The organism is Chlamydia sp. (assembly GCF_017472245.1).
Taxonomy (GTDB): Bacteria; Chlamydiota; Chlamydiia; order Chlamydiales; family Chlamydiaceae; genus Chlamydia.
In genome coordinates, this window is sequence record NZ_JAFUQR010000005.1 from 60791 (window position 1) to 86015 (window position 25225).

A 25225-nucleotide genomic window follows, 5' to 3' on the forward strand; every position below is an offset into this window, starting at 1 on the left:
ATGCCATTCTTTCTTGCAGACTTTTCTCACCGTTACATAAAAAAAAGAGATTCTAATTAGCGATTAGAATCTCTCTTCCGTCAAACTAGGCAGTGTCACAATCACTCAACCATTGTGAATAACAACTCAGACTCTTTCAAAGAAAACCGTTCTTCCAAATAGTTGAAAAACTCGTTTGTCCAAATAGACTGTAACCTATCTAGATCTTGTGACTGCAAGTCCAAAGAACTTGGTGTGATCATTTCCCAAATCTTCAACGCTGTTTCCGGCATAATAGGATAGGAAATGAGGGCAAGCAACTTCTGGCAATAGCAAGCAGCAAATAAAATGGTTTGTACACGTTTCAAATCCCCTTCCTTAATAAGCCTCCAAGGGGCTTCATCATTGAAATAACCATTCCCTAAAGCAGCTAACTCCATTATCGTTGAACAAATTTTACGTAAACTATATTGCTGATAATGCTTTTTAGCTTCCTTAACAAGTTTTTGGGATTTTTTGATGAAATCCAAATCCTTCTCTTCTAGCTGAGGATTTGCTAGTTCTTTACACGCATTTTTAGCAGCAAAAGCAACCACTCTATTCACAAAATTTCCGTATTTCCCTACCAGCTCAGAATTACACCGTGTCTTAAACTCCTGAAAAGAAAATTCACTATCTGAAGTTTCAGGAGCAATAGCAGCTAATACGTAACGTAATTTATCTAAAGAATACGTTTCTAAAAACGCATCCATATCTACAAAATTGCCCTCTGACTTACTAAACTGGAATCCTTCTAAAAGTAAAAACTCAGAAGTAACTAAAGTATCTACTTTCTTATAAGGAAGTGACTGCCCCATCTCCATAGCAGGGAAAATAACAGCATGGAAAGACGTGTTATCCTTACCTATGAACTGTGTATAAGTCACGTTGTCATCTAGCCAAAATTTCTTCCATGCTTCAGGATCTCCAATGGATGCTGCCCAATCCATAGTTCCACTAATGTATCCAATTGGAGCATCAAACCACACATAAAATACCTTGTTCTCTAGATCAGGAACAGGTATCCCCCAGGATAAATCTCTGGTAACTGCTCGGGGACGAAGATTTTTGATGTAATCTGTCACAAAATTACGCATATGAGCACGTAAGTAGATCCCTTCTGTAAAAGTCAGTAACTCCTCTTTCATGCGCTCTAAATGTAAATAAGCATGTTCCGTCTCTCGTAAAGACAAAGACGTTCCTGTTAATTTAGAACGAGGATCTCTTAAATCACTAGCTTCATAGTCAGCACCACACTGCTGACATTCGTCTCCTCTAGCTCGATCAAACCCACACTTAGGACACGTACCAACAACATAACGGTCAGCCAAAAACTTCTCTTCTTCCTCTGAATACAGCTGTTCCGTCACCCGATTTTCTATTAGTCCTCTTTCCTGCAAGTTGCGATAAAAATCTTGCACGATAGCAGGATGATAGGAGTTTGTGGTTCTAGAAAAAAAATCCACAGAAATCCCAAGTTTATCGAAGGTATCCTTATGAAGCTTGTGATACATATCTACATACTCTTGATACCCCATACCTGCTAATTCTGCATTTAGAGTAATAGCGATCCCATATTCATCAGAACCGCAGATATATAACACTTCCTTTCCTAACAACCTCTGAAAACGTGCATAAACATCCGCAGGTAAATAAGCACCAGTAATATGTCCGAAATGAAGAGGGCCATTTGCGTAAGGCAGAGCAGAAGTTATGAGAATACGAGAAGATTGCACTATTTCACATCGCTCCAGTTGTACAAAGAAGGATCCTTTCTTCTGGATGCTCCAAGGCCTTGGTCTTTTCGTCTCTCCCCTGAAACAGGTTTATCCCGATCTTCTCTCTCTACATACTCAGATTGAACGCCATAAAGATCTAGAAAATTCAACGCCTCAATCGCAACATTGGAAGAACGCACATCTCCTTTAGCAATTTTATTTTTAGCTTGTTTAATTACATAATTAACCAAACTAAAAGGGCTATCGAATAATTTATTTAATTTTTCATTAGTTAACCGATCTTTTCTAGCCATGACTTATCCTATGTTCTTCAGCTATAAAAATACTTTTTAAGACTTGATATGCTGCGGTCAAATCATCATTAACAACCACATAATCGAATTGGCTGGCAGCAGCAATTTCAGTAGCGCTATGCTCCAATCGTGCTTTTTTCTGAGAATCTTTTTCTGAATTTCGAACATTCAAACGTCTTTCAAGCTCCTCTTTAGAGGGAGCTTGAATAAAAATAGCCACCGTTGACATGTGCTTTTTCAACGCCAATGCCCCTTGTACATCAATCACTGCTATACAGTGCTTACCTTTCTGGAAGATTCTAGAAATCTCTGCTTTACTAGTCCCGTAATAGGTGCCGAATAAAAAGACCCATTCTAAAAAACCATTCTCGTCCAAAGTCTGCTTAAATCTGTCCTCAGAAATAAACAAATAATCGACGCCAGGCACCTCTCCCGGACGAGCTGAACGTGTTGTTGAAGAGACCGTTTTTTCAAATGCAGCAGGGAACTCTTTTTGCAACATATGAACTAACGTTGTCTTTCCAGCTCCGGCAGGAGCACTAATAGTAAAAAGTTTGGGGAAGCACTCAACTCCATCTTGAGAAAATGGAGAAATCACCTTTACCGACATACTCCCTCTTGAATACTCTCTTTTACAGGAGAAAAACTTTTTCTATGATATATACAAGGACCAAACTGTTTCAAAGCTTGCAAATGAGCCGCAGTTCCATACCCCTTATGTTTATCAAAACCATATTCGGGATACTCTAAATGAAGATTCCGCATTAGCTCATCTCGATATTCTTTCGCAAGAATAGAAGCTGCAGCTATTGATACAGACCGAGCGTCTCCCTTTATAATCTTCAAGGACGGAATTTTGTGAGGCAAATACAACCCATCAACTAACAAAAAATCTGGAACCTCTCGCAACGAAGCTATAGCTTGAATCATAGCCTCTTTGGTCGCCTCCAAAATGTTGATCTCATCTATTCGCTCAACAGAGACAACTCCGATTCCACAAACAACCTCGGGATCCTCGAGCAAAAGATCATACAAGAAGCGTCTCTGTTTGGGAGACAATTTCTTGCTATCATCAATCCCCAAAAAAACCTTCCCTTTAGGCAAAACACAGGCCCCAGCAACAACGGGGCCTGCAAGAGGGCCTCTTCCAGCTTCATCCACACCAGCAATCTGCGAGTACCCTTGCTTGATAGCTTGCCTTTCAAAAATGCTTTTTTCTTCAAAAAGCAGAGTCTGCTCAACGATCGATTTCATATAAAAACAGTCTCTTAACGTTGAGAACAGCAGAAAAAGATTACTACTGCTACCTCTCTCTTTTTTTTCCTATTTCTTAGCAGCTCTAGGTCCTATAAGCTCCTTAACCTTAGCAGCCTTACCTGTTTTTCCTCTTAAATAAAAGAGCCGTGCACGCGAAACTTTCCCACGTTTAACAACTTCAATACTTACTACTTTAGGACTGTGAAGTAGAAAACTTTTTTCCATCCCTTCACCATAAGCGACCCTATGAAGAGAAATCGTCTCTCCTGCACCACTGCCCTTACGAGCCATTACAGTTCCTTGGAATACTTGAACACGTTCCTTACCACCTTCAGAAATGTTTGTAGCTACACGAATCGTGTCACCAACGCAGAAATCTGCGAGATCAGTTCTACACTGCTCGTCTTGTAATTCCTTGATTAAGTTCCCCATTATATTTCACCTAAAAAATGTTTTTCATTGTTGTACACAAGAGACAACCCAATTATGACCATCTAAATCAAAAATTTGTCTTAAAAGAAGGCCTTCTGTCTCTTTTTCACTAAGTCTCCCGCCAGCCATTTCCCATTTTTTTAAAAAGTGGATGAAATCACGCTCCGATTCCAATTCTATCAATAATCGAGTAATTCCCCTTTTTTCTTCTGTTTGCTGCAGGTACAAACCCATCTTTCCTAAAAAGAACAACCTATCTCCTTTCCAACACTCTTTCCCAAACATTTTGGAATAAAACTTCTTAGCTTTTCGAAGATCGCTAACCTCCAAGATGACAGAACAAGCCTGAGGAAAGGTATTTTTGATTTTTGGGAACTCCTCCTGTACATCTAGATGAGCATTATTGCCATAAAAATACTTCAAATACAAATCTGGCCTTCGCTCTCTAGTTCTTTCTAAACTAACCCGTCTTCTCCACTCCGAGATTTTCTGATGATTCCCGCTAAGGAGCACTTCAGGGACTTCCTCTTCCTCAAAAACTCGAGGACGAGTGTAATGGGGCCCCTCTAGCAATCCGTTTTCCAAAGAATCGTACTCAGCGCTCCCCTGATTTCCCAAAACCCCCGGAATAAACCGAGAAAGCGCATCTATAAGGACTAAAGCCGCCACACAACCATTAGTAAGGACATAATCACCAATACTTATTTCCTCATCTACTTCGGCAGCTAAAGCTCGCTCATCAATTCCTTCATAATGTCCGCATAACAAAAGTAAATGCGGGCACAACGAAAGTTCACGACTCTTTCTTGCAGAAAGAAGACTTCCCTGAGGAGACAAATATACAACCTTGGTCCCTTCCCTTTTTATACTTCTAATCGCTTGCACAACAGGCTCCGCCATTAGAAGCATCCCCTCTTCACCATAAGGCGCATCATCCACTTGCTTCCATTTTCCTAGACCAAACTCTCTAATATCCCGAGAGCGAACAGATAAAACTCCCCGTTGAATCGCTCGGCCTAAAATAGTTGCCTGCAATGGGCTAGTGAAATAATCGGGGAATAGGGAAAGAATATCTATCTCCATTCCTTATGCCTATCTCTATTTAGCAGCTGCCTCAGCCCTTCTTGCTGCAAGACGCTGACGATAAGCACGTCTTTTTTGTCTAACAACATTTCTATGAGCAACTTTTTTAGCCACCAACTCAGAATAAACCCCTGGAGCCCCTTGCTTGACTAAAGCCTCAGCTTTTTCAGTAAGTTCCGCTCCCTGATTTAGCCAATAAAAAATCCGTTCGCTTTTTAGCTGATAGTTTTGCTCACTATGTGGATCATACCACCCTAATAGCTCGATATATTTACCATCTCTAGGAGATTCCACATCAGCTAGTACCAATCTATATACAACATGGTTCTTTCGCCCTTGTTGTCTTAAACGAATTTTTAACGCCACAGATTCCCTCCAGACATTTTTTTACTCATCTGTTCCATTTTTTCTCGGGTCATTCCCTTAAAAAACTTCTTAGATTGCATCATTTGCTTACGGAACTGATTCACATCACCTAAAGTTAAGCCACAGCCCGCAGCGATCCTTTTCATCCGACTCATACTCAACTCAACCAACTCTTTTCTTTCCTCAGGAGTCATTGAGAGAATAATCGCCTCATTTCTTTTCATTTGTTTCTCGGATTCTTCTAAATCCTTATCGCTAGGCTTTACACCGCCAAAACTTGGCATCATATTCATAATTTTGCGTAAAGGTCCCAAACGACGAAAAGCAAGTATCTGCTTATGAAAATCCTCATAAGTGAACGTTGCTTTTACTAACTTTTCTTCCAACTCTTTATTCTCTTCTTCAGAGATACATTCACGCATCTTGTCGACTAGACTTATTGTATCTCCCATTCCAAGAATACGCTCAGCCATGGACTGTGCATTAAAAGGACGCAAATCTTTTATCTTTTCTCCACATCCTTCAAATTTAATCGGCTTATTAAGCAAAGCCCTCACAGATAACACGGCTCCAGCACGAGCGTCACCATCTGCCATTGAGACAATGACACCGGTAAGTCCTAAACGCTCGTCAAAAGCTTTCGCTGTAACCACAGCATCTTGTCCCATGGCCAGATTCATAACAAATAACGTCTCACAAGGCTTCGTCATATGAGCAACAGCTACTAACTCATCCATTAGCACATTATCCACATGCAGCCTTCCTGCTGTATCAAGAACGACCAAATCATGCCCTTGATCCTTCGCATACTGGATAGCCTCCGCTGCCATATTCACAGGATCATTTCCTTGTTTTCGGAAAAAATCTGCACCAGTCTGGCTGACCAATCCCTCTAACTGTTCCACAGCAGAAAAACGTTTCAAATCACAAGGAACCACCAACACTTTTTTTGCCTTCTTTTCTCGAAGCAAATAATCCGCAAGCTTGGCACATGTAGTTGTTTTCCCAGCCCCTTGTAACCCGCAAAGTAAAATGACTGCGGGATTCCCTCGCAATAACAAACCTGCCTGATCTGCTGCTAAAGAAGCGGTAAGTTCCTCATGCAAGCATTTCACAAATTGTTGCCCAGGAGACACATGTTTCCATATCTCTTCCCCGATTACTTTTTGCTTAACTCTAGCTATAAAATCCTTAACCGCCTGATAATTTACATCAGCATCCAGGAGAGCTAAACGAACCTCTCTAATTGAATCAGAAATGCTCTCCTCTGTTATCCTTTTTGCGGAAAAAAGCGAGGAAAAAATACCGGATAATTTTTGCGATAAGGAACTAATCATTTCTTCGGAAAAGCCAGAAAACTCCCTGAGGATACAGGATCACTTGCTTGATTTTCAAGAAAAAAAAACCTATCTAACTGAGCATAATCTTTCAGCACTTGCCCTTTGATTCCTCTTAATTGAAAAATTTCTTTTACATACTCTCCCTGTGTGGCACCAATTTCTAGCCAACCAATGCCTCCCGGCACTAAAATTTTATCTATATCTGCAGCTATACGATGATAAAATTCCAAACCAGAAGCCCCTCCCACCAACGCCTTCCAAGGTTCATGACAACGCACTTCAGGATCTGATTCAAAAAATTCTTTATATGAAAGGTAAGGAGGATTACACACGAACACATCTGCAGGAGCATCGAACGGCTCAAACAAATCTCCTTGCAAAAAGTGAATAGAAAGCCCATTTCTTTCTGCGTTTGACCTAGCAACAGCTAAAGCTTCCGAGCTAATATCTGATGACACAACGTGTACATGTGGACATAGTTTCTTCACAGCTAAACCAATACACCCACTTCCACAACAAATATCGTAAAAAGAAACTTTTTCTCTATGGGCTTGCAAATAGCCAATAATCTTTTCTACAAAAATTTCTGTTTCCTGCCGGGGAATCAAAACTTGTGGAGTTACCAATAACTCTATTCCCAAAAAAGACACCCGACCATGAACATATGCCGTCGGACAACGAGTTCCTCGCTTTTGCACTCGCTTCCAATATACATTCTGCTCATGATTGGATAATTCGATATGATAAAGAGCCCCTCTGGAAGAAACCCTTAACAAGTCCATCATAATATCTTCGGCCTCCCTTTGAGGAAACCGAATACCTCGAGAAGATAAATAGTCTGAGGCTTCTCTAAGCAGTTTCTTCATTGCCAAATCGTTGTCGATGTGCATGAGATACAAGAGCTGTGGTAATCATATCCAACTCTCCCTCCATTACACGATCTAGATTATATAAAGTCAGACCAATTCGATGATCTGTCACACGATTTTGAGGGAAATTATATGTCCGAATTCTTTCCGAACGATCTCCACTACCTACTTGAGCAGATCGCATGGCCGAAGCTTCTTGTGCTCGTTTTTGCACTTCAGCATCACGAATACGAGCTTTTAATACCCGCATAGCTTTAGCTTTATTTTTGTGTTGACTACGCTCATCCTGGCACGTGACTACAACACCAGAAGGTATATGCGTAATACGCACAGCAGAATCTGTAACATTCACATGCTGCCCCCCAGCACCAGAAGATCGAAAGGTATCTATACGCAAATCTTTTTCATCAATAAACACCTCGTCCTCATCTTCTGCAGGTTCTGGAAGAACTGCAACAGTTATAGCTGAGGTATGTACCCTTCCCTGCGTCTCTGTTTCTGGTACTCTTTGGACACGATGGGTCCCCGCCTCATACTGCAAAAACCTTTTCACAGCAGTCCCAGATATCCCCATGACATACTCTTTGTATCCACCAAGATCAGCCTCTGATGCAGAAAGCACCTCACACACCCATCCCTTAGATGCTGCATAAAGATGGTACATCCGCACACAATCCCCTACAAAAAGAGCCGCTTCATCCCCCCCTGTGCCTGCTCGTAATTCCATAATCACGCTTAAATCATCATCTGGATCTGGAGGGACAAGTAAATTTTCTAATTGTTTCGAAAGACGCTCTAAAGACGCTTCCCCCTCTCGAACGCCGTCTTCTAACATAGCAACGATTTCTGGATCACTTTCTGTTGACAAGGCGAACTTATCATCTTGAAGGACTTTTTCAGTAGCAACAATAACTTCATGAACCTGTTTAATCTCAGAAAGACGTGCATGTTCCTTACTTAAGGAACTATACTCCTTAGGATTGTTGAAAATACTCGGATCAGATATCTGCTTTTCAACTTCTTCAAGACGCTTTAAGTATTCTAAAATTTTTATTTTCATAGACAACTTCTTTTGCCTTTATCCTTGTGTCTTTCGAAGATCAAAGTGTACATTGACAATCATTTTTTGGGGAACTCTAGACTTTACTGCACACAGATTGCTTCCCAATCTTCTTAAATACAAAAAAAGGCGGGATATACAACACACCCCGCCCCTAAATATACAAAAAGACTAGAACGCCCTACTTTTTCTTCTTAGCAGGAGCCTTTCTTTTACCTTTAGCAAGAGGCTCTTCTACAGCGGTCTCAGATTTAGGAGCAACTTGCTTAACGCCACTATACCGCTTCAAGAACTTGTCAACTCGTCCCTCCGCATCTACAAGCTTCTTGCTTCCAGTAAAGAATGGATGCGAAGACGAGGAAACGCTGACGTAACAAACTGGGTACTCTTGTCCTTCAAAAACTTCTGTTTTTTCCGTTTGGTAAGTAGAACCACAAACAAACTTATAGCCAGTAGAAGAATCCACGAACAGAACTTGTCTGTACTCAGGATGAGTATTTTTTTTCATTTGACAACCCCAAAATCATTACCTTAGTATGTGAAAATCTCACACAACAGAAGGGAGAGCATACCCGAACATTTTATGAAAAAGCAAGAAAAAATACACCTTCGAGAGCTTCTTCAATATCTTCTTTTTTTCTTTGCTTTTCTACCTATGCCAAGAGCTGAAGCCCACTCATTTCCTCCGCCTTCTATTCAAAAAAAAATTCTATCCTCTCATCCTGGGGACTATGCTGTTCTTAGCCGAGGGGTTCAAAAAATTTTTCTTTTAATTCGTCAAAAATCTCCTGAAGCAACTTGGGTTGAGATTTCTGAATTCCCTTCTTTAATGCAGCAGGAAAAAGCATTGACCGAACAACTTTCTTGGAAAAAAGCATTTCAGCAACTACGGTCCCAGAAAAGAGTGTATCTTTTACGAATTTCTAAGCATTCTCACACTATTTTTGTTCTCAAAAATGCACAATGGACTGCCTTACAGAACAAAGATTCCTTACCTGTATTTGTGAAAATACTTCAACTTCCCTTGACTCCTGCCCCTTTGCATTTGATCAAATACAAAGGGAAAGAGCGTACACCTTGGTACCCAAAAACATCTTTGAATGGAGAATCTGTGATTATTCCCTCAAGTGCTTGGGTTTCTGTTTGGCCTGAAGACTCCTTTTTATTATCAGGGAAACATATCCTGATGTATTTCTCTAATGATGAAAGTCTGCCCTTCCCCTTATGGACCAGCATTGATACTCCTAAGGGAGCCATCATCTTTAAAACTATCGAAATAGGACATCAAGCTACTTCTCCGCATCCAACTCTTCCAGACTTTTAGATCTCTTCTCCTATACAGAGACCTAGAAAGGTTTCAATGTAGTGCTGAAAAACCTTTTTGTGTAAGATGAACCTTGGCTTAAAGAACTCCTTATGAGTCAAGTAAATCCTAATTTTATGATGAGTTTCTTAGAAATTAGGGAGCCCTTGTGATAGACAAAGTGGGCCAAGTTGTCTAAATATAAATACCATTAAACTCTCCTAATGACGAGCAACTATATGAGTCGCTTATATTCCCTGAATAAGAGTCGTCGTATTCTGCATTCCTCTTATAAATTGCTGAAAAGCAAAAAAATACTCTCTTATCCGGATACTCAAAAAGAATTACTTGAAATCTTACAACAACTCGAAGAAGCAGTGTTAGATCAAAACAGAGAAGACGCTTCTCTTCTCGCAAAGCAGGCTCAAGTAATACAGAAAAGATTTCCCCGATCAAAGACTTGCGCTGTTTGTGATTTAATCTGTACCTTAACGTTCGCTGCAGCTTTAGCCTTTTTAATCCGCCAATTTTGGTTTGAGTTGTACGAAGTCCCCACAGGATCTATGCGCCCTACCATTCTAGAACAGGATCGTATTCTTGTCTCTAAAACAACCTTTGGACTTCGTTTACCCTTTAGCAATAAAAGTATCGGCTATACACCAGAGTCTATCACTCGAGGAGAACTTGTTGTCTTCACAGTTGGAGATCTCCCCATCCCTAATGCTGATACAAAATATTTTGGATTTATTCCTGGGAAAAAGCGCTATATAAAACGATGTATGGGCAAGCCTGGAGATACTCTATACTTCTATGGAGGTAAAATTTACGGTATAGATCACAGGGGAGCTCCTATCATCTTCAAAAATACAGAAACGCTTTACCATGTCCCCTACATCTCTTTTGATGGAACAACAGAAATTTGTTCTCGCTCAGAAGACCAAACGGATGTGATCTTTAACCAGTTTTATATGCCTTGTGGAAAAATTTCATTACCCCAAAACTCCCCTTATGGACAATTTTTCTATAAAAATGAGTGGCGTAATGATACTCCTTCTGCTTTAAAAGAACCTCACAACGAACCCATGAGCTATTCCGATCTTTTCGGCATAAAAAATTTTGCTATGGTTCGTATCCTTACTAAAAAGCAAGCAGCATTAGCGCATATGCTCCCTTCTCCTCTTGCAGAAACTTATCTAGAAATCGCACACACTCCCAATCTCTCTTATCCTCATCCACATCTACATCCGTTTGAAACACAACTGATTCCTACCATTGAACCTATGAAAACTCTTCTTCCTTTAAGGAAGGAACATATTCATTTGATTCGTAATAATCTTACAACATCCCGATTCACTGTAATTGACGGGTATGCTTACAAATACCAGCCTACGCCAATTAATACCTCTGGTGTTGCAAGAATGTTTGCTCTTTCTATGCCAGATATTCCAGATGGTTGTTATGAGTTTTCTAAAGGAGACGTTTTTAAAATCCATCTAGGTGGTTTCCGAACAAAACTCAAACAACCACATCCTTTAACACAATTGAGCGATGCTCGAGTTATTGATTTATTCAATTGTGGTATCAGTTTCCACACCGTCTATATCCCTAAAAATCCTCAGTGTGCCCCCTTCCCTAACCGCTATGCCTTCTTCAATCAAGGGAACTTGTTTGTTATGGATTCGCCGGTTTTCATTGAAAGCGACCCAGCTTTACAAAAGTTTGTTCTCGCAGAAAAGGAAAAGGAACTGCAATCTTCTGAAGAAAAACCTTATATTGCATTTGTTGATAGAGGTCCTCCTCCAGAATCTAAAAAGGAGTTTGTCTCTTTTGTTTCTAATTTTGGCTTGAAAATACCAGAAGGACACGTTCTTGTCTTAGGAGATAACTGCCCTATGAGTGCTGATAGTCGCGATTTTGGCTTTGTTCCTGTCGAGAATCTTTTAGGATCACCAGTAGGAATCTTTTGGCCTATCAACCGTGTAGGATTATTATCCTCGAACCTCACTCCTATAAGCTTTCCCGGCTATATTGTTAATGGATTAGCTTTGGGAGTCTGTATATATTTTATAGGTTTAAGAATTTATCGAAGAAATCATAAACTATTCCCCTAACAAAGAGGAAAGGTCTTTCAAGACCTTTCCTCTTTTGCTAGGACAATATCAATACTGCACTATCTGCAAGGCTAATGAGATGGTGTGGCCATTAATATCCCACTCTTCCCCTTCCTTGTCATCGATAAAGGAAACTGTCATAGTCAGTGTTTCTTCACAAATGTATTTTTCATATGAAGAAAACGCTTCACGAACAATCTGAGGAGCGTGTAAGCGTACAGCTATCCGATCAGAAACATGTAATCTTTCATTTCTTCGCATAGTGTTAATCTTATTCACGATCTCTCTAGCAATCCCTTCTTTAATCAGGGAAGGAGTCAGCTGACAGTCTAGAACCGTCATAAAAGAGGCAGAGCCTCTTGCAACGAAACCTGAAGCAGCTTCCCAAGAAACAGTGATCTCCTCTTTATCTAAACAAACAGTCTCTTCTCCTAAAGAAAGAGTTAAGACACCGTCACGTATAAATGTATGGATATGCTCCTGAGAAAGATGCGTTAAAGCTTTTTGAATTTCAGGGAGACGATTTCCTACTCTCTTTCCTAAAGATCTAAAATTTGGCTTAACAAGAGTCGTTACATACTCAGGAGTTTCTGAGCAGAAACACACTTCCTTCACATTTAATTCCTCTTGAATCAAAGCTTTAACTTGAGTTAATGCTTCTATTCGATCTTTGACTCCCACAATACAAACGCTTTGAAGCGGCTGCCGAACCTTTAGCTTGTGCTCTTTACGCAAGGAATGTCCTAAAGCAACAATCTCCCGAATATCAGACATTTTTCTTTCTAAATTAGGAAGAATATTCTCCAAAACAACATGAGGGAAATCACATAAATGTACAGACTCGGGGTCTGCATCTCCCCGTAATTGTTGATACATATCCTCTGCAGTAAAAGGAATAAATGGAGCTATTATTTTCGAAAACACTGTCAACACTTCATAAAGTGTAGAAAAAGCTGCCCGACGATCCGCAGAATCTTCAGCATCCCAAAAGCGCCGACGAGATCGACGAATATACCAGTTAGTCAAATCATCAATAAAATCTACAAAAGGATGTACCGCAGCATGCAAATCATATTGAGCTAAATTTTCTCGAGTTTTTGCTACCAAACTGTACAAACAAGAAAGAATCCAGCGATCTATCTCGGCCAGTTCTAAATCGCTAACTTCTTTTGGCTCAAAATCATATAAATCTGCGTACGTTTTATAAAAAGTCAAAGCATTGGATAAAGGTAAAAGTACTTGCTTGAGTACCCCCTCCACGCCTTTATCAGAAAATCGCAAATCCTCTGCTTTAACAACAACGCTATTCAATAAATACAAACGCAAAGCATCAGCGCCGTATGTATCCATGACTAATTTAGGACTTGGATAATTATTCAACCGCTTAGACATTTTATTACCATCTTCAGCAAGAATAATTCCGTTTACAACAACATTTTTGAAAGCTGGCTGGTTAAATAAAGCTGCTGCAATTACGGTCAAAGTATAAAACCAACCACGGGTTTGATCGAGTCCTTCAGCGATAAAATCAGCAGGGAACCGTGCTTCCGTTTCTTCCGAGTTTTGGAAAGGATAGTGATTCTGGGCATACGGCATAGCTCCGGAATCAAACCAACAATCGAAAACGTAAGGAACCCTTCGAAAGACCTTATTGTCTTTGTTAATTTCAATGTCATCAATGAAATGTCGATGTAGATCAACAACTTTCTTCCCAGACAAAGTCTCAAGCTCTTGGATGGAACCTATAACAAGAAGCTCCCCGTCTTCATTCCTCCAGATAGGTATAGGAGTCCCCCAATAACGATTTCTACTGATAGCCCAATCACGAGCTCCCTCAAGCCATTTACCAAAACGCCCTTCTTGAATATGCCCTGGCATCCAATGAATAGCTTCATTAGCTCTGATCATCTTGTTTTTTACTTTTTCTACAGCAATAAACCATGAATTCACAGCTTTGTAGATTAAGGGAGAATCTGTTCTCCAACAAAACGGATATCGGTGTCGGATTGTTCCCTGATAAAACAATTGATTTTTATTCTTTAACTGGCGAGCTATCCCCTTGTCAGCTAGCTTAATATATTCACCGGTAAAGTCCACAACTTCAGCTGTAAAACATCCTTGATCATCAACAGGACAAACCAAAGGGACATTATGCTCTTGGCAAACAAAAAAATCTGCCTCCCCAAATGCTGGAGCCATATGCACGATTCCAGTCCCTTCACTCTCTTCAATAAAGTCTGCAGGAAGAACGCGGAAAGCTCCTAATTCCTGCTTATCTTGAAAATATGGGAAAAGAGGTTGATAACTTCGCCCGATCAGACTTTTCCCTGATAACTGTCCAATCCATTCATAAGACTCTCGATCTGGAAACCAACGAGCCAAACTCTCTTGACCAAGAATATATTCTTCTCCTGATTCCTTATCTTTAATCCGGACATAAATCAGGTCTGGATGAACGGCCAAAGCCATATTTGAAACTAGGGTCCAGGGCGTTGTCGTCCAAGTCAAAAGAATTCCTTGATCTCCTTGTAAAGTGAATTTCACAACAATAGAAGGATCATCTACCTCTTTATAATTCTGGCCAGCCTCAAAATTAGATAACGGAGTCCCTAATTTTGTAGAGAAAGGAACAACTTTTGTTCCCTCGTACACAAGTCCTTGATCATAAAGTGAACGGAATACCCACCACACACTTTCCATAAAAGATAAGTCCATGGTCTTCCATGTTGTAGAAAAATCAACCCAACGGCCAATTCTATCTACAAAATACTTCCATTCGTCTACATATCGGAAGACAATTTTGCGGCACTCTTCATTAAAATTCCCCACACCAAAGCGTTCAATAGCTCTTGGTTCGGTTAGTCCCAAAGACTTTTCAACTTCATATTCAACAGGAACACCGTGGCAATCCCAGCCAAAACGCCGAGGCACATAATACCCATCCATTGTAGCATAGCGACAAACAACATCTTTAATCGTTCCCGCTAGCAAATGCCCATAATGAGGCAATCCTGTAGCAAAAGGTGGTCCATCATAGAAAGAAAAAGTAGAGCATCCTTCTCGATTTTTCAAAATTTTTTGAAAAATATTCTGCTCTTTCCAAAAAGCTAGAATTCTTTCCTCTCTAGCAGAAAAACTAACTTTATCTTCGTTATCCATTGCTCAGTCATTCACTCTTATTTTTTGATGCTATCAGAAAGCTTTCGTTGTTTTATCTACCTAGTCTTTACAGTTTAAAAGCTTTCCAAAACAATCCTTTCTTAACTAGCGGATTATGATAGATTTGCCTTTTAAACCGTTAATTAAAATACACTTCTTGAGCAAAGACAAATATGAATAACAGAAATTTTATAATTTTTTACAAAAAAGCCTATGGCTATTCTTCTCTCTTCTTTTTAAAACAAGACATTACTATAGCAACTGTTATTTCATAAATCTTTGATCAAAATATTGCGGAAAAGCCCTAGAAACCTTACAATCCCCTTCGCAAGGGGGGTGTAAAGGTTTCGACTTGGGAATGAAGCGTTAATTGCATGCGGAGGGCGTTGGCTGGCCTCCTAAAAAGCCGACAAAACAATAAATGCCGAACCTAAGGCTGAATGCGAAATTATCAGCTTCTCTGATCTCGAAGATCTAAGAGCTGCTGCTTAATTAGCAAAGTTGTTGCCTAAACATAGGTAACCCGGTGTTCGCGAGCTCCACCAGAGGTTTACGAAACACCGTCATCTATCTGGTTAGAACTTGGGTCCTTTAATTCTCGAGGAAACTAGTTTGAAGTTTAATGAGAGTCGTTAGTCTCTATAGGGGTTTCTAGCTGAGGAGGCGTGACGTAATATATCTAGAAACTAAGCATGTAGAGGTTAGCGGGGAGTTTACTAAGGACGAGAGTTCGATTCTCTCCACCTCCATAGGTTTCTTCTTCTGTGCTTTGCCTAAAGGGCTCTGGGTATTCAAGTCCTCCCAAACAAGAGTCCAGGGAGTCCTCGTAGCAGCACAGAAGGGGGAACCGTTTACCGAACTTTTACGTAACAGATCATTTTTCCAAACTTTATCTCGAGTTTTGGTAAGATATTCTTCAGCTTTAACTTTTCTTTCGTTCTTTTTTTATTTCCTATCTTTAGATTCCGTAAATTCAACATCATAGGAATATCATATGTATATATTTTCCAGCTCTTTCTTCTTCATGCAACATGCTCATGGTTCCGATCCTCTTCCACCCTGGGATTGCTTGCAGAAAAATTATCTTCATCGAGGCTCTCTCACGTCTCTGTGCAGCTATATCCCTGTCTTGAGTACAATCGTAGGATTACGGACATTGTACAATATGCAAAAACTAGAAAATACTCTCATTCGTCGAACGGGAGGATTCCTTTGTAAAAGTGACACTAACACTCCCTGTACCTGGTTCCCTTGTTCCATAATTAGACGTGAATGGCCAAAAGCTCGGGCAATAGCAATACAAGAGATTCTCGGAATTAAAACATTGGTTCGTTTAAAAAATCTTTTTATGAAAGTCTTCCGAGCCGTAAAAGATTTTTTTCAAAAAACCTTCCGTTTTTCTCCAACAGTCTTAGATGATGAGAGTCTTATCAGTATCCCAGAAAAAAACTCTTCTACACTCTCTCCAGTCACAGAACCGGCGTTTGAAACTCCATATAATTTGTGACCTAAAAAAAAGATCTTGCTTCATAAGAAGCAAGACCCCTTCATCGAACAACGATTGTATGTCTTTCTTAAGAAGCTTCCTTAATGCCTAAAACGATATAAGCAGGAAAGGCAAAATGGTTGTTAGGTCTAGAAACGCAATTCAGAACAACACGTTTCCCTAGCCATTGATTCAAATCAATACTAGTAGCATATACAAAAGCCACAACATCTTCACCATTTCTCAAGAGATAGTCCCCGGGATTATTCTTGACAACATGAGGATACACTTCGAGCTCTCCAACTAACTCCTGTTTCTTCTTCTCTTCGTCTTTATAGAAAGATTCCATTGTCAGTTTGTGTCGATTCTCTTCAGGTTGCAAACTTGCCCAAACCTCAAATAAGGATCGCTCAAAGCTCTCTCTACCTTCTACAACAGGAGAAACCTTAGCAAAACCTTTCTTACGGATATAATGAGACAACAAAGACCCTTTTATAGGAACACTCTCTTGCACTTGCAAAGGTTCTGGTAAAGTAGACGAACCAGACACCTCTTTGTGTGCTTCTATTTTCGATATAGCAGAGATTTCAGGAGATGAGGGAACAACAGCTTCTTCCACAGTTTTATGTTGTTGCTGTGAAATCGGTGAGCTCATAGTTTTGGCAGAGGTCTCTTCTATTGATTTTGCAAGAAAAGCCTCCTGAACTTTTTCTAGAGCCTTATGCACTAAGGGCTGCAACCCTGGGACATCTTTTAACTCTCCAGACTGAGCAAGATTCATTCTTTTATAAATAGCGTCTAAATCAACATCTTCTACTTTCTTTTTCAACTCTGCATCAGCAAAATCCATTGCAGAATTCAATAGATCTAACGCTAACTTCTTCTTACCTTCTTTTTGATTGTATAAATCTAAAGTACCAACGTTTTTAACAAAATTCTTAGCGACATAAAATACACATTGTTTTGGAAGAGCAATTTCTACCCATTTTCCTTGTGCGGTGCCCAAAGTTTGTACAGTCGTTCCTTTGGATAACCTAGCTAAGATAGGTGCAGAAGTCGATGGCTCTAAACGAACATTAACCTTTTCTCCCTCAATGACATTATCCAAAACAAAGGTTCGGAATACGTAGCCTCTAACTCCTTCCGGAGCAGCCACAATATAATAATCCTTACTTTCTCCTAAAACAGCTAGACAATCACCTTTAGATAACTCTTTAATGATGGAGCTATCCGTATGTGGTGCTAGACGTAAACGCACACGATTTCCCTTAATTTCTCCTGTAAACGGAGAAAAAGTCGCCTTATCAACGATGGGAGCATGAATTTTTACATTTGGAAGATCCGCAGCATATAAGCAGGCGTTTACCCCACAAGATAAGGCGAAAATGAGCATAGAAATAGATAACGTTCGCACGCAAAAACTCCTGCAATTCGCTAAAACCTAAGCCCCTACAGAGGCACTCGCAGCCCTAGAAGATACACCCTCTAGAAGAGGGATTATTATAGACTTAAAGGAAAAAGTCAATCGCGACTATTTGATCTTTATCACGAAAAGACAGGTCCATCCCCGTGAAACATCATGTGTAAAGCACAGCTTTCACATGTTCGCAACATGACTGCCCACATGTACATCCAATTGGATTTCCTAAGTACACGTTGAATTGCTCTTCAGGATTTAGAGGATCTGTAACGGTATACATTCTTTCTCCATTTTGAGTAACATCCCAAGAGCGGAAAGTTAAATCTTCTTCCGAAACAGTGTTATCCTCTTCCTCTTCTGAAACAACTCGTCCAATCTGACAATGCAAACAGTTGCAATGGGGTTCAGGTTTAGCAATAATCGATGTCGTTCCTACAGATAAGGAACTCATCATCTGCGCCATTTTTTCTAAAAGATCTGAAGGAAGATCGGGATAACCTTTATGCTCTGGAGAATGTTGTAACAGCATATCAATAGAATTTACTCCGCCCAAAAGCATGGACACGATACCTTTTTGAGGGAAAAATTGTATCTCACATCCCTTAGCAACTTGTTGAACAGATTGTAATAATGATTGAATTTTTTCTTCTTCCTTTCCTTTCTGAGGACTTGTTGACTCTAAATAAAGTAGGTGTTCTTGAAAAACCTCATTGATAATAGCCTGATCCAAATCTGGTATAGAAACAGATTCTCCATCAACTAAATGAAGCTTCAAAGTAGCTCGACCCTCTGTGCCTCCATCATGAGACTCTATGAAAGCCACCTGACTCCACCGAGCAGAAATATATGGGGGGATACAAATTAACTGGTCATTAATTTTTACTTTCATGACAACTCCAACAGAAGGACTCGCTTTGTTTTGGCATTGTAGTGAAGGGCGGGTATTTTTGACAAACAGATTAGCAAACATCAATGTTGATTGCTAAAAATATCTTTCTTCTATCTCTAACAAAGACATGTTGTAAATTTTCTTAATATGTTACAAACCATAAAAAGGGCACTTTTTATATCAAAGAATCAATTAGGGACTTTCTAATGAAAAAAACCTCTGTTATTGATACTAGCGTTTTTATTTACGATCCCGAGGCCCTCTCCTCTTTCGCAAATACTCGTATCATTATCCCTTTCACTGTGATCGAAGAATTGGAGTCCTGTGCCAAATTTCGTGATGAATCTGGGAAAAATGCTTCCCGAGCCTTAGGTAATATCCGCCTACTACTAGAGCAATCAGATAAGCCTATTACAGGTCAAATTTTATTAAAAAATGGAAGTGAACTATGCATTGAGGTCTCCCCTTTTGCTAATCTTTCTTCCAATGAGAAACAAAAAAAGCATCTTACACTGGAATTACTACAAATTATCTCTCAAAGAGAACCTATTGTTTTTGTAACCAAAAGCCTGGGAAGAAGAGTTCATGCAGAAGCTTTAGGCATCGAAGCTAAAGACTATGGAAACAAATGTGTATCTTTTCGCTCCCTTTACCGAGGTCATAGAAAACTCAAAGTCTCTAACAGCGTTATTGAATATTTTTATAAAGATGGCTCCACAGACTTCCCTTCCGATCTGACGCCTCTACCTTCTCCTAATGAATACTTTTTTCTCTCAGGAGATGACGAAAACCATTTTGCTTTCGGTCGTTATAGCCCCAAAGATAATAAAATCATTTCTCTAAAATCTGTTCCTGAAAAAGTTTGGGGAGTGAAACCTCTTAATCTAGAGCAAAGATGTGCTTTAGATCTTTTATTAAGAGATGACATCAAACTTGTGACATTAATGGGCCAAGCCGGATCAGGGAAAACGATCCTTGCTCTTGCAGCAGCAATGTATCAAGTGTTTGAAAAAGCTAAATATAACAAATTACTAGTTAGCAGACCCATTATTCCTATGGGGAAAGATATAGGCTTTCTTCCTGGAATAAAAGAAGAAAAGCTCATGCATTGGATGCAACCTATTTATGACAACATGGAATTCTTATTCGATGTGAATAACATGGGAGATTTTACGGAAACATTGCATAGCCTTATGGAAACCAAAAAATTGGAGATGGAGGCCCTCACATACATTAGAGGGCGTTCTTTACCCAAGGTGTTTATGATTATTGATGAGGCACAAAATCTCACCCCTCATGAAATCAAAACCATTATCTCTCGAGCTGGGAAAGGTACGAAAATCGTTCTAACAGGAGATCCTACCCAAATAGACAGTCTGTATTTTGATGAAAATTCAAATGGACTCACGTACTTAGTAGGAAAATTTCACCACTTATCCTTATATGGACATATGTTTATGACCCGAACAGAACGCTCAGAGCTTGCTGCCGCTGCTGCTACTATTCTTTAATTGTTAAATACTTCCGTTCCGTCTCCTCGACTTCCCCAATATAGAGTCTGTAACAGTATCTATTTTCTTTTTGATTAATAAATCGAGGGGAAATCTGTTTTTCCTCTAAATACTCGGTATATATACACTGCGTACGCAATAACAAAAGGGAGCCCAATCAAAACAATGGTAATAAGACATTGCAAAGCTCGCGGTTCTGCAGATCCATTAAAAATGGTTATAGTATAACGACTATCTACTGTAGATATCACCAAATTTGGAAAAAGTAGTACGTTGTACGCAAGTATTGGGAAGAACAAATTCATACAAGAAAGAATAAAGGCCTTACCGTATTTCGCAACGGCAACAGCTTTTTTCTCTGCATAACAACAAGAAAGTGTCGCTACAGCTATCAAGATTAACAACGGATAAGCAGGGATACCAGACTCTCCTCCAACACGACAACAAACTCCACGAGTCTGTGGCATTCCTAAAATAGTAGCAACTAATAAACAAAGATATAAAACTAAGTAGTTAGATAAGATATAGGGAAACTGATTTCTTAGACGTTGCTGAAACCCTTCTGTAGTTTTTGTGAGAGCGAAGCTAACACCATGTAAGGCAAAAGCTGCAACAACAAAAAGGCCACATAATACAGGATAAGGACGGAAAAATAGCTTCCAAGACAAATCACTATAAGAAGTATCTGGAGCTATCGGTAATCCAACTAATAAATTCCCTGCGAATGTTCCTAAGAAAAAGCTTATCGACATTCCTGATGCAGAAAAAAGAAGATCCCAAAAAGATTTCCAATAACGAGATTCAGCTTTACTGCGGAACTCGAGAGAACAGCCCCTGAATATATACAGCATAACCATCGTCCAAACAGGCATATAGAAGACAGGAAGCAAAGTTCCATAGGCGATAGGAAATCCCGCGAACAAACCGGCAAATATAATCACAAACCATACTTCATTCCCATCCCATACGGGACCTATTGAATTCAGTAAAAGCCGCCGTTCCTTCTCTTCTTTAGAAAGAAAATAGATTGTGCTTAATCCTAAATCAAAACCATCTCCCAAAGCGTAAGCAAATACAGCAACGCAAAGAATAACATACCAAGCAATAGGAAGAATCGTCGTCAAAGAAAATTCCATAATAAAGGCCTCACAAATCTACTTCTATAAGGTCCTTTTCATCTGGCCCCTCTCCAATTTTTTTCATAAGAAGCAAGATAAAAACGCTTAATAAACAAATAAAAATTATCGAAAACAAAATCAACGACTGCCAAATTTGCCCTGCATCAACAAAAGGAGATGTTGCATCCTTAGTTTTTAATAAACCATAAACAACCCAGGGTTGTCGTCCTACTTCTGTAGAAATCCAACCGATCTCGTTACATAATTCAGGATATAACACAGAGAAAGAAAGAATCAGCAAGATACTCTTCTTCCAAGCCCAAGATTTCTGTTTATACACAGCCAAAGCGAGCAAAGCTAGAAGGAGCATAACGCCCCACAACATCACCATTAAGTGATAAGTTTGAAAAACAAAAGGAACATTTGGCCATTCATCTCTAGGAAATTGATCAAGTCCTTGAACAGGAGTTTTTGCATTTCGATGAACAAGAAGTGACAAACCAGAAGGAATGGGTATTCCAATGACTCGCTCTTTTTTCATATCGACAATGCCAAATAAGTAGATAGGAGTATGTTCTTGTGTCTTAAAAACTCCTTCAAAAGCAGCCAGCTTAGCAGGTTGATGCTTTGCAACTCCTCGCGCAGTCACATCTGCAGACCAAAGTTGCAAGCCTAAAATTAACAAAGCCGAAAATACACTTAATTTTAAACCTTGTTTAGCGAAATCCTTATGTCGTTCCTTACGCAAGTAATGAACACTCACAGACAATACAAGAAAAATTCCAGATAACCAAGCACCAAGAACAACATGTGTAAAACGCTGTAAAGCAGAAGGAGAAAGTACAGCAGCCCAGAAGGAGGTCATTTGGGGAACTAGCATTCCATTTCGTAGAACCATTTCATAGCCCGAAGGTGTTTGCATCCAAGAATTAGCACAGACAATCCAAAAAGCACTCATATGCGCTCCTAAAGCAACCATACAAGCAGATAGGAAATGCATTTTTTTAGACACCTTGTGTCGCCCAAATAGAAGGACTCCTAAAAATCCAGACTCTAAGAAAAAAGCAAACATTCCTTCACTACCAAGAAACATTCCGAAGATGTTACCTGTGTACTCAGAGAACCGAGACCAGTTCGCTCCAAAAGAAAAAATTTGCATAAGGCCAGTAACAACACCAACGACAAAAGTCAGGGTGAAGATTTTAATCCAAAACCAAGTCAACTGCTGATAAATACTTTTTTTTGTGAATATATAGAGCCCTTCCATAAGAACAATCATCATACTTAGTCCCAAACTAATCGGAACAAAGAGGTAATGGAATCCAATGAATAACGCAAATTGCACTCTCGCCAACATCTCAGCACTCATATTTGGCTCTCCAAATCAAAAAATATTTGCATTCCCTCTAGTATATATACTATGCGCGTTTCCCTGTCATCTGTTGTTAAGGTAACTCTTCTCCACAAAATACTTTGCCATTAACTGTTTTCTAGTTAAACTAAGGATGAGTCCTCTCTATGAAGCTTCCCCAATATCTTCCTTATCTTGCGGTTATTCGTGAAGAATTGGTTGTGAGGATTTAGTAAAACATTTTGTTTTACTAACAATGATGAAAACACTTCAACAGCTAGGGTTATCTTAATAGATGTTCGTAGGTATAATGTGTTACGCCACACCTCTGTTAGAGATAGCTTTAATTTGGGTTGTCCTAAATTATTTGCTGAAATTTTTCTGGGGAACGAGAGCCATGGACTTAGTCTTTGGCTTGCTCTCTTTTCTTTGCTTGTTCGTTCTTGCAGAAAAGCTTCATCTCCCAGTTATTCGCAATTTGATGCTTCACGTGGTTAACATAGCAGCCATCGTTGTCTTTATTATTTTCCAACCAGAAATTCGTCTAGCTTTATCGAGAGTACGCTTACGCAGAGGGAAATTTGTTATCAATATGCAGGATGAGTTCATTGACCATTTAACATCCTGTGTTTATCGCATGGCTGAGCGGCAAATCGGCGCACTAATTGTTCTGGAGAATGAACATCTCTTGAATGAACTACTTAATCTTTCTGCAGTAAAAATCAATGCTGATTTTTCAGAAGAGCTGCTTGAAGCGATTTTTGAACCATCCTCTCATTTACATGATGGCGCTGTTCTAATGAAAGGAGAAAGTATCTCTTACGCTCGAGTGATTCTTCCTCTTGCCCACGATACTACACAATTGTCGCGATCCATGGGAACACGCCATCGAGCAGCACTTGGCGCTAGCCAGCGTACAGACGCTCTTGTGATTATCGTGTCAGAAGAAACTGGAGCAGTTTCTTTAGCTCGGGATGGAATTTTAACTCGTGGAGTAAAGATGGATAGATTTAAAGCTATCCTACGAAGTATTCTTACACGCAACGAACGAAAAACAAACTCTATTATTTCCTGGATGCGTAGAAAATGATTAATTTCGTCTCTTGGATTTCACGCAATTGGCTCCAGAAGCTTGTTTCTTTAGGATTCGCGATTATCATTTGGTTGCTTGCGAATCAGTCTGTTACAATGACCAGAACTTTTCATAACATCCCTGTTCGCATTATTGACTTAACTCCAGAACAAACAGTGATCGGCCTGCAAACCAATGGCTTATTAAAGAAAAAAGTCGCTATGATGATCACTGGAAATAAGTCTGTCATTGAAAAACTTCGTCCTACAAACTTAGAGGTCGTTATTAGCGCTAAAGGACGAACCGAAAGTTGGATAGAAACTATTAATCCTTATAATCTTGTTTGTTTAGATTCGGACGTCAATTTACGTAAAAATATTAAAAGTGTAACATCGGAAGATATTTTCATTCGGCTGACTCAATTTGTTACTGAGGATGTTGCTGTTACAATCACAAAGCCAATAGGAAGGGCCCCTAAAGGATATGAATATCTAGATGCATGGCCTAAGTATTTAATACAAAAAGTAAGTGGTCCTAAAGAATATGTTTCTCCTTTAAAAGACCATGGGCTGGAACTTACCTTTAATCTCAACAAAATTTCTTTTGAAGAATTAGATCGTAATCGTTTAGCTCAAGGGAACCTTGATGAGGTTGTGTACTCTGTTCCTGAAGATTGGAAAAAGGTATATATCCCCTTCGACAATAGCTATGTAGCATTAAACGATCCCCAGGCAGATTTTTTGCGATTACTCTTTCTCAAACAAGAATTTATTCCCCTCAATATCAATCTTCCTGTGCTTCTATTTTTCCCTGTGGAAAACAGCCAATTTGTAAATCCACAAAACTATTACCTCGAACTAAATCCTCCTTTAGTTCTTAATCATGGGATCTATCAAATGGATCTCCCCCTTTACGTAAAAGATGTTAGTCATCTATTCCTAGAGGTTGTAAAAAATAATATAGCTCTCACTATCATTATGGAACCTCCTGTAAAATCTCAAAGAGAGCATTTTATTCATTGGGCAGTGGAGTTTTTAGATGAGAAGACATTAGAAGATACTTTTGTTCAAGCAGTCATTGCCCAAGATCGAGAAACAAATGAACATATGGTTCTTGATGAAGCAGGAATTCGACACCGCTTTAGGGAATACTTACGTAAACTTACATTATTTGATCAAGATGGAGAACCTTTAGCTGTAACAGCTCGGACATCAGGAAATAAAGTGATCATTCAGGTAGCTTCTCCTTCGCTAAAGAAAAAATCCATACCGCGGTAAGCGTTTTTAGGATGTATATCCTTCCTTTCTGAAGCTACTAGCGAAATCGTTCACAGCTCTACGGATACATA

Annotated in this window: 22 protein-coding genes and 1 other RNA gene; 7 read left to right on the forward strand and 16 right to left on the reverse strand. The window is 39.5% G+C overall.

All coding sequences use genetic code 11. From position 1 onward, the window contains the following. Positions 1-101: 101 nt before the first annotated feature. The 11 genes from metG to IJ490_RS01400 all read right to left on the reverse strand — a co-directional run bounded on the left by metG (position 102) and on the right by IJ490_RS01400 (position 8965). A complete protein-coding gene (gene metG / locus IJ490_RS01350; protein ID WP_291892148.1) occupies positions 102-1754 on the reverse strand; it encodes a methionine--tRNA ligase in 1653 nt (550 codons plus the stop codon). Beyond that, complete coding sequence (locus tag IJ490_RS01355; RefSeq protein ID WP_291892152.1) at positions 1754-2050, reverse strand: hypothetical protein; 297 nt, start codon at positions 2048-2050, stop codon at positions 1754-1756. Before IJ490_RS01355 ends, metG begins: the two co-directional genes overlap by 1 nt. Beyond that, the gene (gene gmk / locus IJ490_RS01360; protein ID WP_291892155.1) at positions 2043-2660 is read right to left on the reverse strand and encodes a guanylate kinase; all 618 of its coding nucleotides are present in this window, start codon (positions 2658-2660) and stop codon (positions 2043-2045) included. The genes IJ490_RS01355 and gmk overlap by 8 nt, the downstream gene beginning before the upstream one ends. Continuing rightward, positions 2651-3304 carry a ribonuclease HII gene (locus tag IJ490_RS01365; protein ID WP_291892158.1) on the reverse strand — a complete coding sequence of 218 codons (654 nt, stop codon included), beginning with the start codon at positions 3302-3304 and terminating at the stop codon, positions 2651-2653. The genes gmk and IJ490_RS01365 overlap by 10 nt, the downstream gene beginning before the upstream one ends. A gap of 69 nt (positions 3305-3373) precedes the next feature. Then, positions 3374-3739, reverse strand: a complete 366-nt coding sequence (rplS, locus tag IJ490_RS01370) for a 50S ribosomal protein L19 (RefSeq protein WP_291892161.1) — start codon at positions 3737-3739, stop codon at positions 3374-3376. A gap of 24 nt (positions 3740-3763) precedes the next feature. Continuing rightward, on the reverse strand, positions 3764-4822 hold the full coding sequence (gene trmD / locus IJ490_RS01375; protein ID WP_291892163.1) for a tRNA (guanosine(37)-N1)-methyltransferase TrmD: 1059 nt from the start codon (positions 4820-4822) through the stop codon (positions 3764-3766). Positions 4823-4837: 15 nt separating this feature from the next. Beyond that, positions 4838-5188: a 30S ribosomal protein S16 gene (locus tag IJ490_RS01380; RefSeq protein ID WP_291892166.1), complete on the reverse strand. Its 351-nt coding sequence runs from the start codon at positions 5186-5188 to the stop codon at positions 4838-4840. Then, complete coding sequence (gene ffh, locus IJ490_RS01385) at positions 5179-6525, reverse strand: signal recognition particle protein (RefSeq protein WP_291892170.1); 1347 nt, start codon at positions 6523-6525, stop codon at positions 5179-5181. Before ffh ends, IJ490_RS01380 begins: the two co-directional genes overlap by 10 nt. Continuing rightward, positions 6522-7394 carry a peptide chain release factor N(5)-glutamine methyltransferase gene (gene prmC, locus IJ490_RS01390; RefSeq protein WP_291892174.1) on the reverse strand — a complete coding sequence of 291 codons (873 nt, stop codon included), beginning with the start codon at positions 7392-7394 and terminating at the stop codon, positions 6522-6524. The genes ffh and prmC overlap by 4 nt, the downstream gene beginning before the upstream one ends. After that, a complete protein-coding gene (gene prfA / locus IJ490_RS01395) occupies positions 7378-8457 on the reverse strand; it encodes a peptide chain release factor 1 (protein ID WP_291892177.1) in 1080 nt (359 codons plus the stop codon). The genes prmC and prfA overlap by 17 nt, the downstream gene beginning before the upstream one ends. Positions 8458-8638: 181 nt before the next feature. Next, entirely contained in the window at positions 8639-8965 is a 327-nt protein-coding gene (locus IJ490_RS01400; RefSeq protein WP_291892180.1) for a type B 50S ribosomal protein L31, read from the reverse strand. A 75-nt stretch (positions 8966-9040) separates the two neighbouring features. Here IJ490_RS01400 and IJ490_RS01405 point away from each other — a divergent pair, with 75 nt between their 5' ends. Together IJ490_RS01405 and lepB are read left to right on the forward strand one after the other, a co-directional pair. Beyond that, positions 9041-9781, forward strand: a complete 741-nt coding sequence (locus IJ490_RS01405; RefSeq protein ID WP_291892182.1) for a hypothetical protein — start codon at positions 9041-9043, stop codon at positions 9779-9781. A 203-nt stretch (positions 9782-9984) separates the two neighbouring features. Beyond that, positions 9985-11871 carry a signal peptidase I gene (gene lepB / locus IJ490_RS01410; RefSeq protein ID WP_291892185.1) on the forward strand — a complete coding sequence of 629 codons (1887 nt, stop codon included), beginning with the start codon at positions 9985-9987 and terminating at the stop codon, positions 11869-11871. A 48-nt stretch (positions 11872-11919) separates the two neighbouring features. On the opposite strand, the gene ileS is transcribed toward lepB, so the two are convergent. Then, a complete protein-coding gene (gene ileS / locus IJ490_RS01415) occupies positions 11920-15030 on the reverse strand; it encodes an isoleucine--tRNA ligase (RefSeq protein WP_291892188.1) in 3111 nt (1036 codons plus the stop codon). 332 nt (positions 15031-15362) lie between these two features. On the opposite strand from ileS, the gene ssrA reads away from it, so the two are divergent. Continuing rightward, positions 15363-15782, forward strand: a transfer-messenger RNA (tmRNA) gene (gene ssrA, locus IJ490_RS01420). 242 nt (positions 15783-16024) lie between these two features. Continuing rightward, positions 16025-16537, forward strand: coding sequence for a hypothetical protein (locus IJ490_RS01425; protein ID WP_291892192.1), 513 nt, complete (start codon positions 16025-16027; stop codon positions 16535-16537). A 67-nt stretch (positions 16538-16604) separates the two neighbouring features. Here the strand turns inward: IJ490_RS01425 and IJ490_RS01430 are convergent, their stop codons facing one another. Together IJ490_RS01430 and IJ490_RS01435 are read right to left on the reverse strand one after the other, a co-directional pair. After that, positions 16605-17909 (reverse strand): SH3 domain-containing protein, encoded by a 1305-nt coding sequence (locus IJ490_RS01430; protein ID WP_291893086.1) that lies wholly within the window; start codon positions 17907-17909, stop codon positions 16605-16607. 184 nt (positions 17910-18093) lie between these two features. After that, positions 18094-18825, reverse strand: coding sequence for a hypothetical protein (locus IJ490_RS01435; protein ID WP_291892195.1), 732 nt, complete (start codon positions 18823-18825; stop codon positions 18094-18096). Between the two features lie 206 nt (positions 18826-19031). Between IJ490_RS01435 and IJ490_RS01440 the strand changes: the two genes are divergently transcribed. Continuing rightward, positions 19032-20336, forward strand: a complete 1305-nt coding sequence (locus IJ490_RS01440) for a PhoH family protein (protein WP_291892198.1) — start codon at positions 19032-19034, stop codon at positions 20334-20336. 74 nt (positions 20337-20410) lie between these two features. Here the strand turns inward: IJ490_RS01440 and cydB are convergent, their stop codons facing one another. Both cydB and IJ490_RS01450 read right to left on the reverse strand, forming a co-directional pair. Continuing rightward, positions 20411-21472 carry a cytochrome d ubiquinol oxidase subunit II gene (gene cydB / locus IJ490_RS01445; RefSeq protein WP_291892200.1) on the reverse strand — a complete coding sequence of 354 codons (1062 nt, stop codon included), beginning with the start codon at positions 21470-21472 and terminating at the stop codon, positions 20411-20413. Between the two features lie 10 nt (positions 21473-21482). Continuing rightward, complete coding sequence (locus tag IJ490_RS01450; protein ID WP_291892203.1) at positions 21483-22823, reverse strand: cytochrome ubiquinol oxidase subunit I; 1341 nt, start codon at positions 22821-22823, stop codon at positions 21483-21485. A 277-nt stretch (positions 22824-23100) separates the two neighbouring features. Between IJ490_RS01450 and cdaA the strand changes: the two genes are divergently transcribed. Beyond that, positions 23101-23895, forward strand: a complete 795-nt coding sequence (gene cdaA, locus IJ490_RS01455) for a diadenylate cyclase CdaA (RefSeq protein ID WP_291892206.1) — start codon at positions 23101-23103, stop codon at positions 23893-23895. Further along, on the forward strand, positions 23892-25154 hold the full coding sequence (locus IJ490_RS01460) for a hypothetical protein (RefSeq protein ID WP_291892209.1): 1263 nt from the start codon (positions 23892-23894) through the stop codon (positions 25152-25154). The genes cdaA and IJ490_RS01460 overlap by 4 nt, the downstream gene beginning before the upstream one ends. The last annotated feature ends 71 nt before the right edge of the window (positions 25155-25225 follow it).

Excerpts from the sequence above, each read along its gene's own strand:
- IJ490_RS01450 (WP_291892203.1), bottom strand. The coding sequence starts at position 22,823 with ATGAGTGCTGAGATGTTGGCGAGAGTGCAATTTGCGTTATTCATTGGA.
- rplS (WP_291892161.1), bottom strand. The coding sequence starts at position 3,739 with ATGGGGAACTTAATCAAGGAATTACAAGACGAGCAGTGTAGAACTGAT.
- IJ490_RS01460 (WP_291892209.1), top strand. The coding sequence starts at position 23,892 with ATGATTAATTTCGTCTCTTGGATTTCACGCAATTGGCTCCAGAAGCTT.
- IJ490_RS01365 (WP_291892158.1), bottom strand. The coding sequence starts at position 3,304 with ATGAAATCGATCGTTGAGCAGACTCTGCTTTTTGAAGAAAAAAGCATT.
- IJ490_RS01405 (WP_291892182.1), top strand. The coding sequence starts at position 9,041 with ATGAAAAAGCAAGAAAAAATACACCTTCGAGAGCTTCTTCAATATCTT.
- ileS (WP_291892188.1), bottom strand. The coding sequence starts at position 15,030 with ATGGATAACGAAGATAAAGTTAGTTTTTCTGCTAGAGAGGAAAGAATT.
- gmk (WP_291892155.1), bottom strand. The coding sequence starts at position 2,660 with ATGTCGGTAAAGGTGATTTCTCCATTTTCTCAAGATGGAGTTGAGTGC.
- trmD (WP_291892163.1), bottom strand. The coding sequence starts at position 4,822 with ATGGAGATAGATATTCTTTCCCTATTCCCCGATTATTTCACTAGCCCA.
- lepB (WP_291892185.1), top strand. The coding sequence starts at position 9,985 with ATGACGAGCAACTATATGAGTCGCTTATATTCCCTGAATAAGAGTCGT.
- ffh (WP_291892170.1), bottom strand. The coding sequence starts at position 6,525 with ATGATTAGTTCCTTATCGCAAAAATTATCCGGTATTTTTTCCTCGCTT.
- prmC (WP_291892174.1), bottom strand. The coding sequence starts at position 7,394 with ATGAAGAAACTGCTTAGAGAAGCCTCAGACTATTTATCTTCTCGAGGT.
- IJ490_RS01425 (WP_291892192.1), top strand. The coding sequence starts at position 16,025 with ATGTATATATTTTCCAGCTCTTTCTTCTTCATGCAACATGCTCATGGT.
- IJ490_RS01430 (WP_291893086.1), bottom strand. The coding sequence starts at position 17,909 with ATGCTCATTTTCGCCTTATCTTGTGGGGTAAACGCCTGCTTATATGCT.
- IJ490_RS01435 (WP_291892195.1), bottom strand. The coding sequence starts at position 18,825 with ATGAAAGTAAAAATTAATGACCAGTTAATTTGTATCCCCCCATATATT.
- cdaA (WP_291892206.1), top strand. The coding sequence starts at position 23,101 with ATGTTCGTAGGTATAATGTGTTACGCCACACCTCTGTTAGAGATAGCT.
- IJ490_RS01355 (WP_291892152.1), bottom strand. The coding sequence starts at position 2,050 with ATGGCTAGAAAAGATCGGTTAACTAATGAAAAATTAAATAAATTATTC.
- IJ490_RS01440 (WP_291892198.1), top strand. The coding sequence starts at position 19,032 with ATGAAAAAAACCTCTGTTATTGATACTAGCGTTTTTATTTACGATCCC.
- IJ490_RS01400 (WP_291892180.1), bottom strand. The coding sequence starts at position 8,965 with ATGAAAAAAAATACTCATCCTGAGTACAGACAAGTTCTGTTCGTGGAT.
- cydB (WP_291892200.1), bottom strand. The coding sequence starts at position 21,472 with ATGGAATTTTCTTTGACGACGATTCTTCCTATTGCTTGGTATGTTATT.
- prfA (WP_291892177.1), bottom strand. The coding sequence starts at position 8,457 with ATGAAAATAAAAATTTTAGAATACTTAAAGCGTCTTGAAGAAGTTGAA.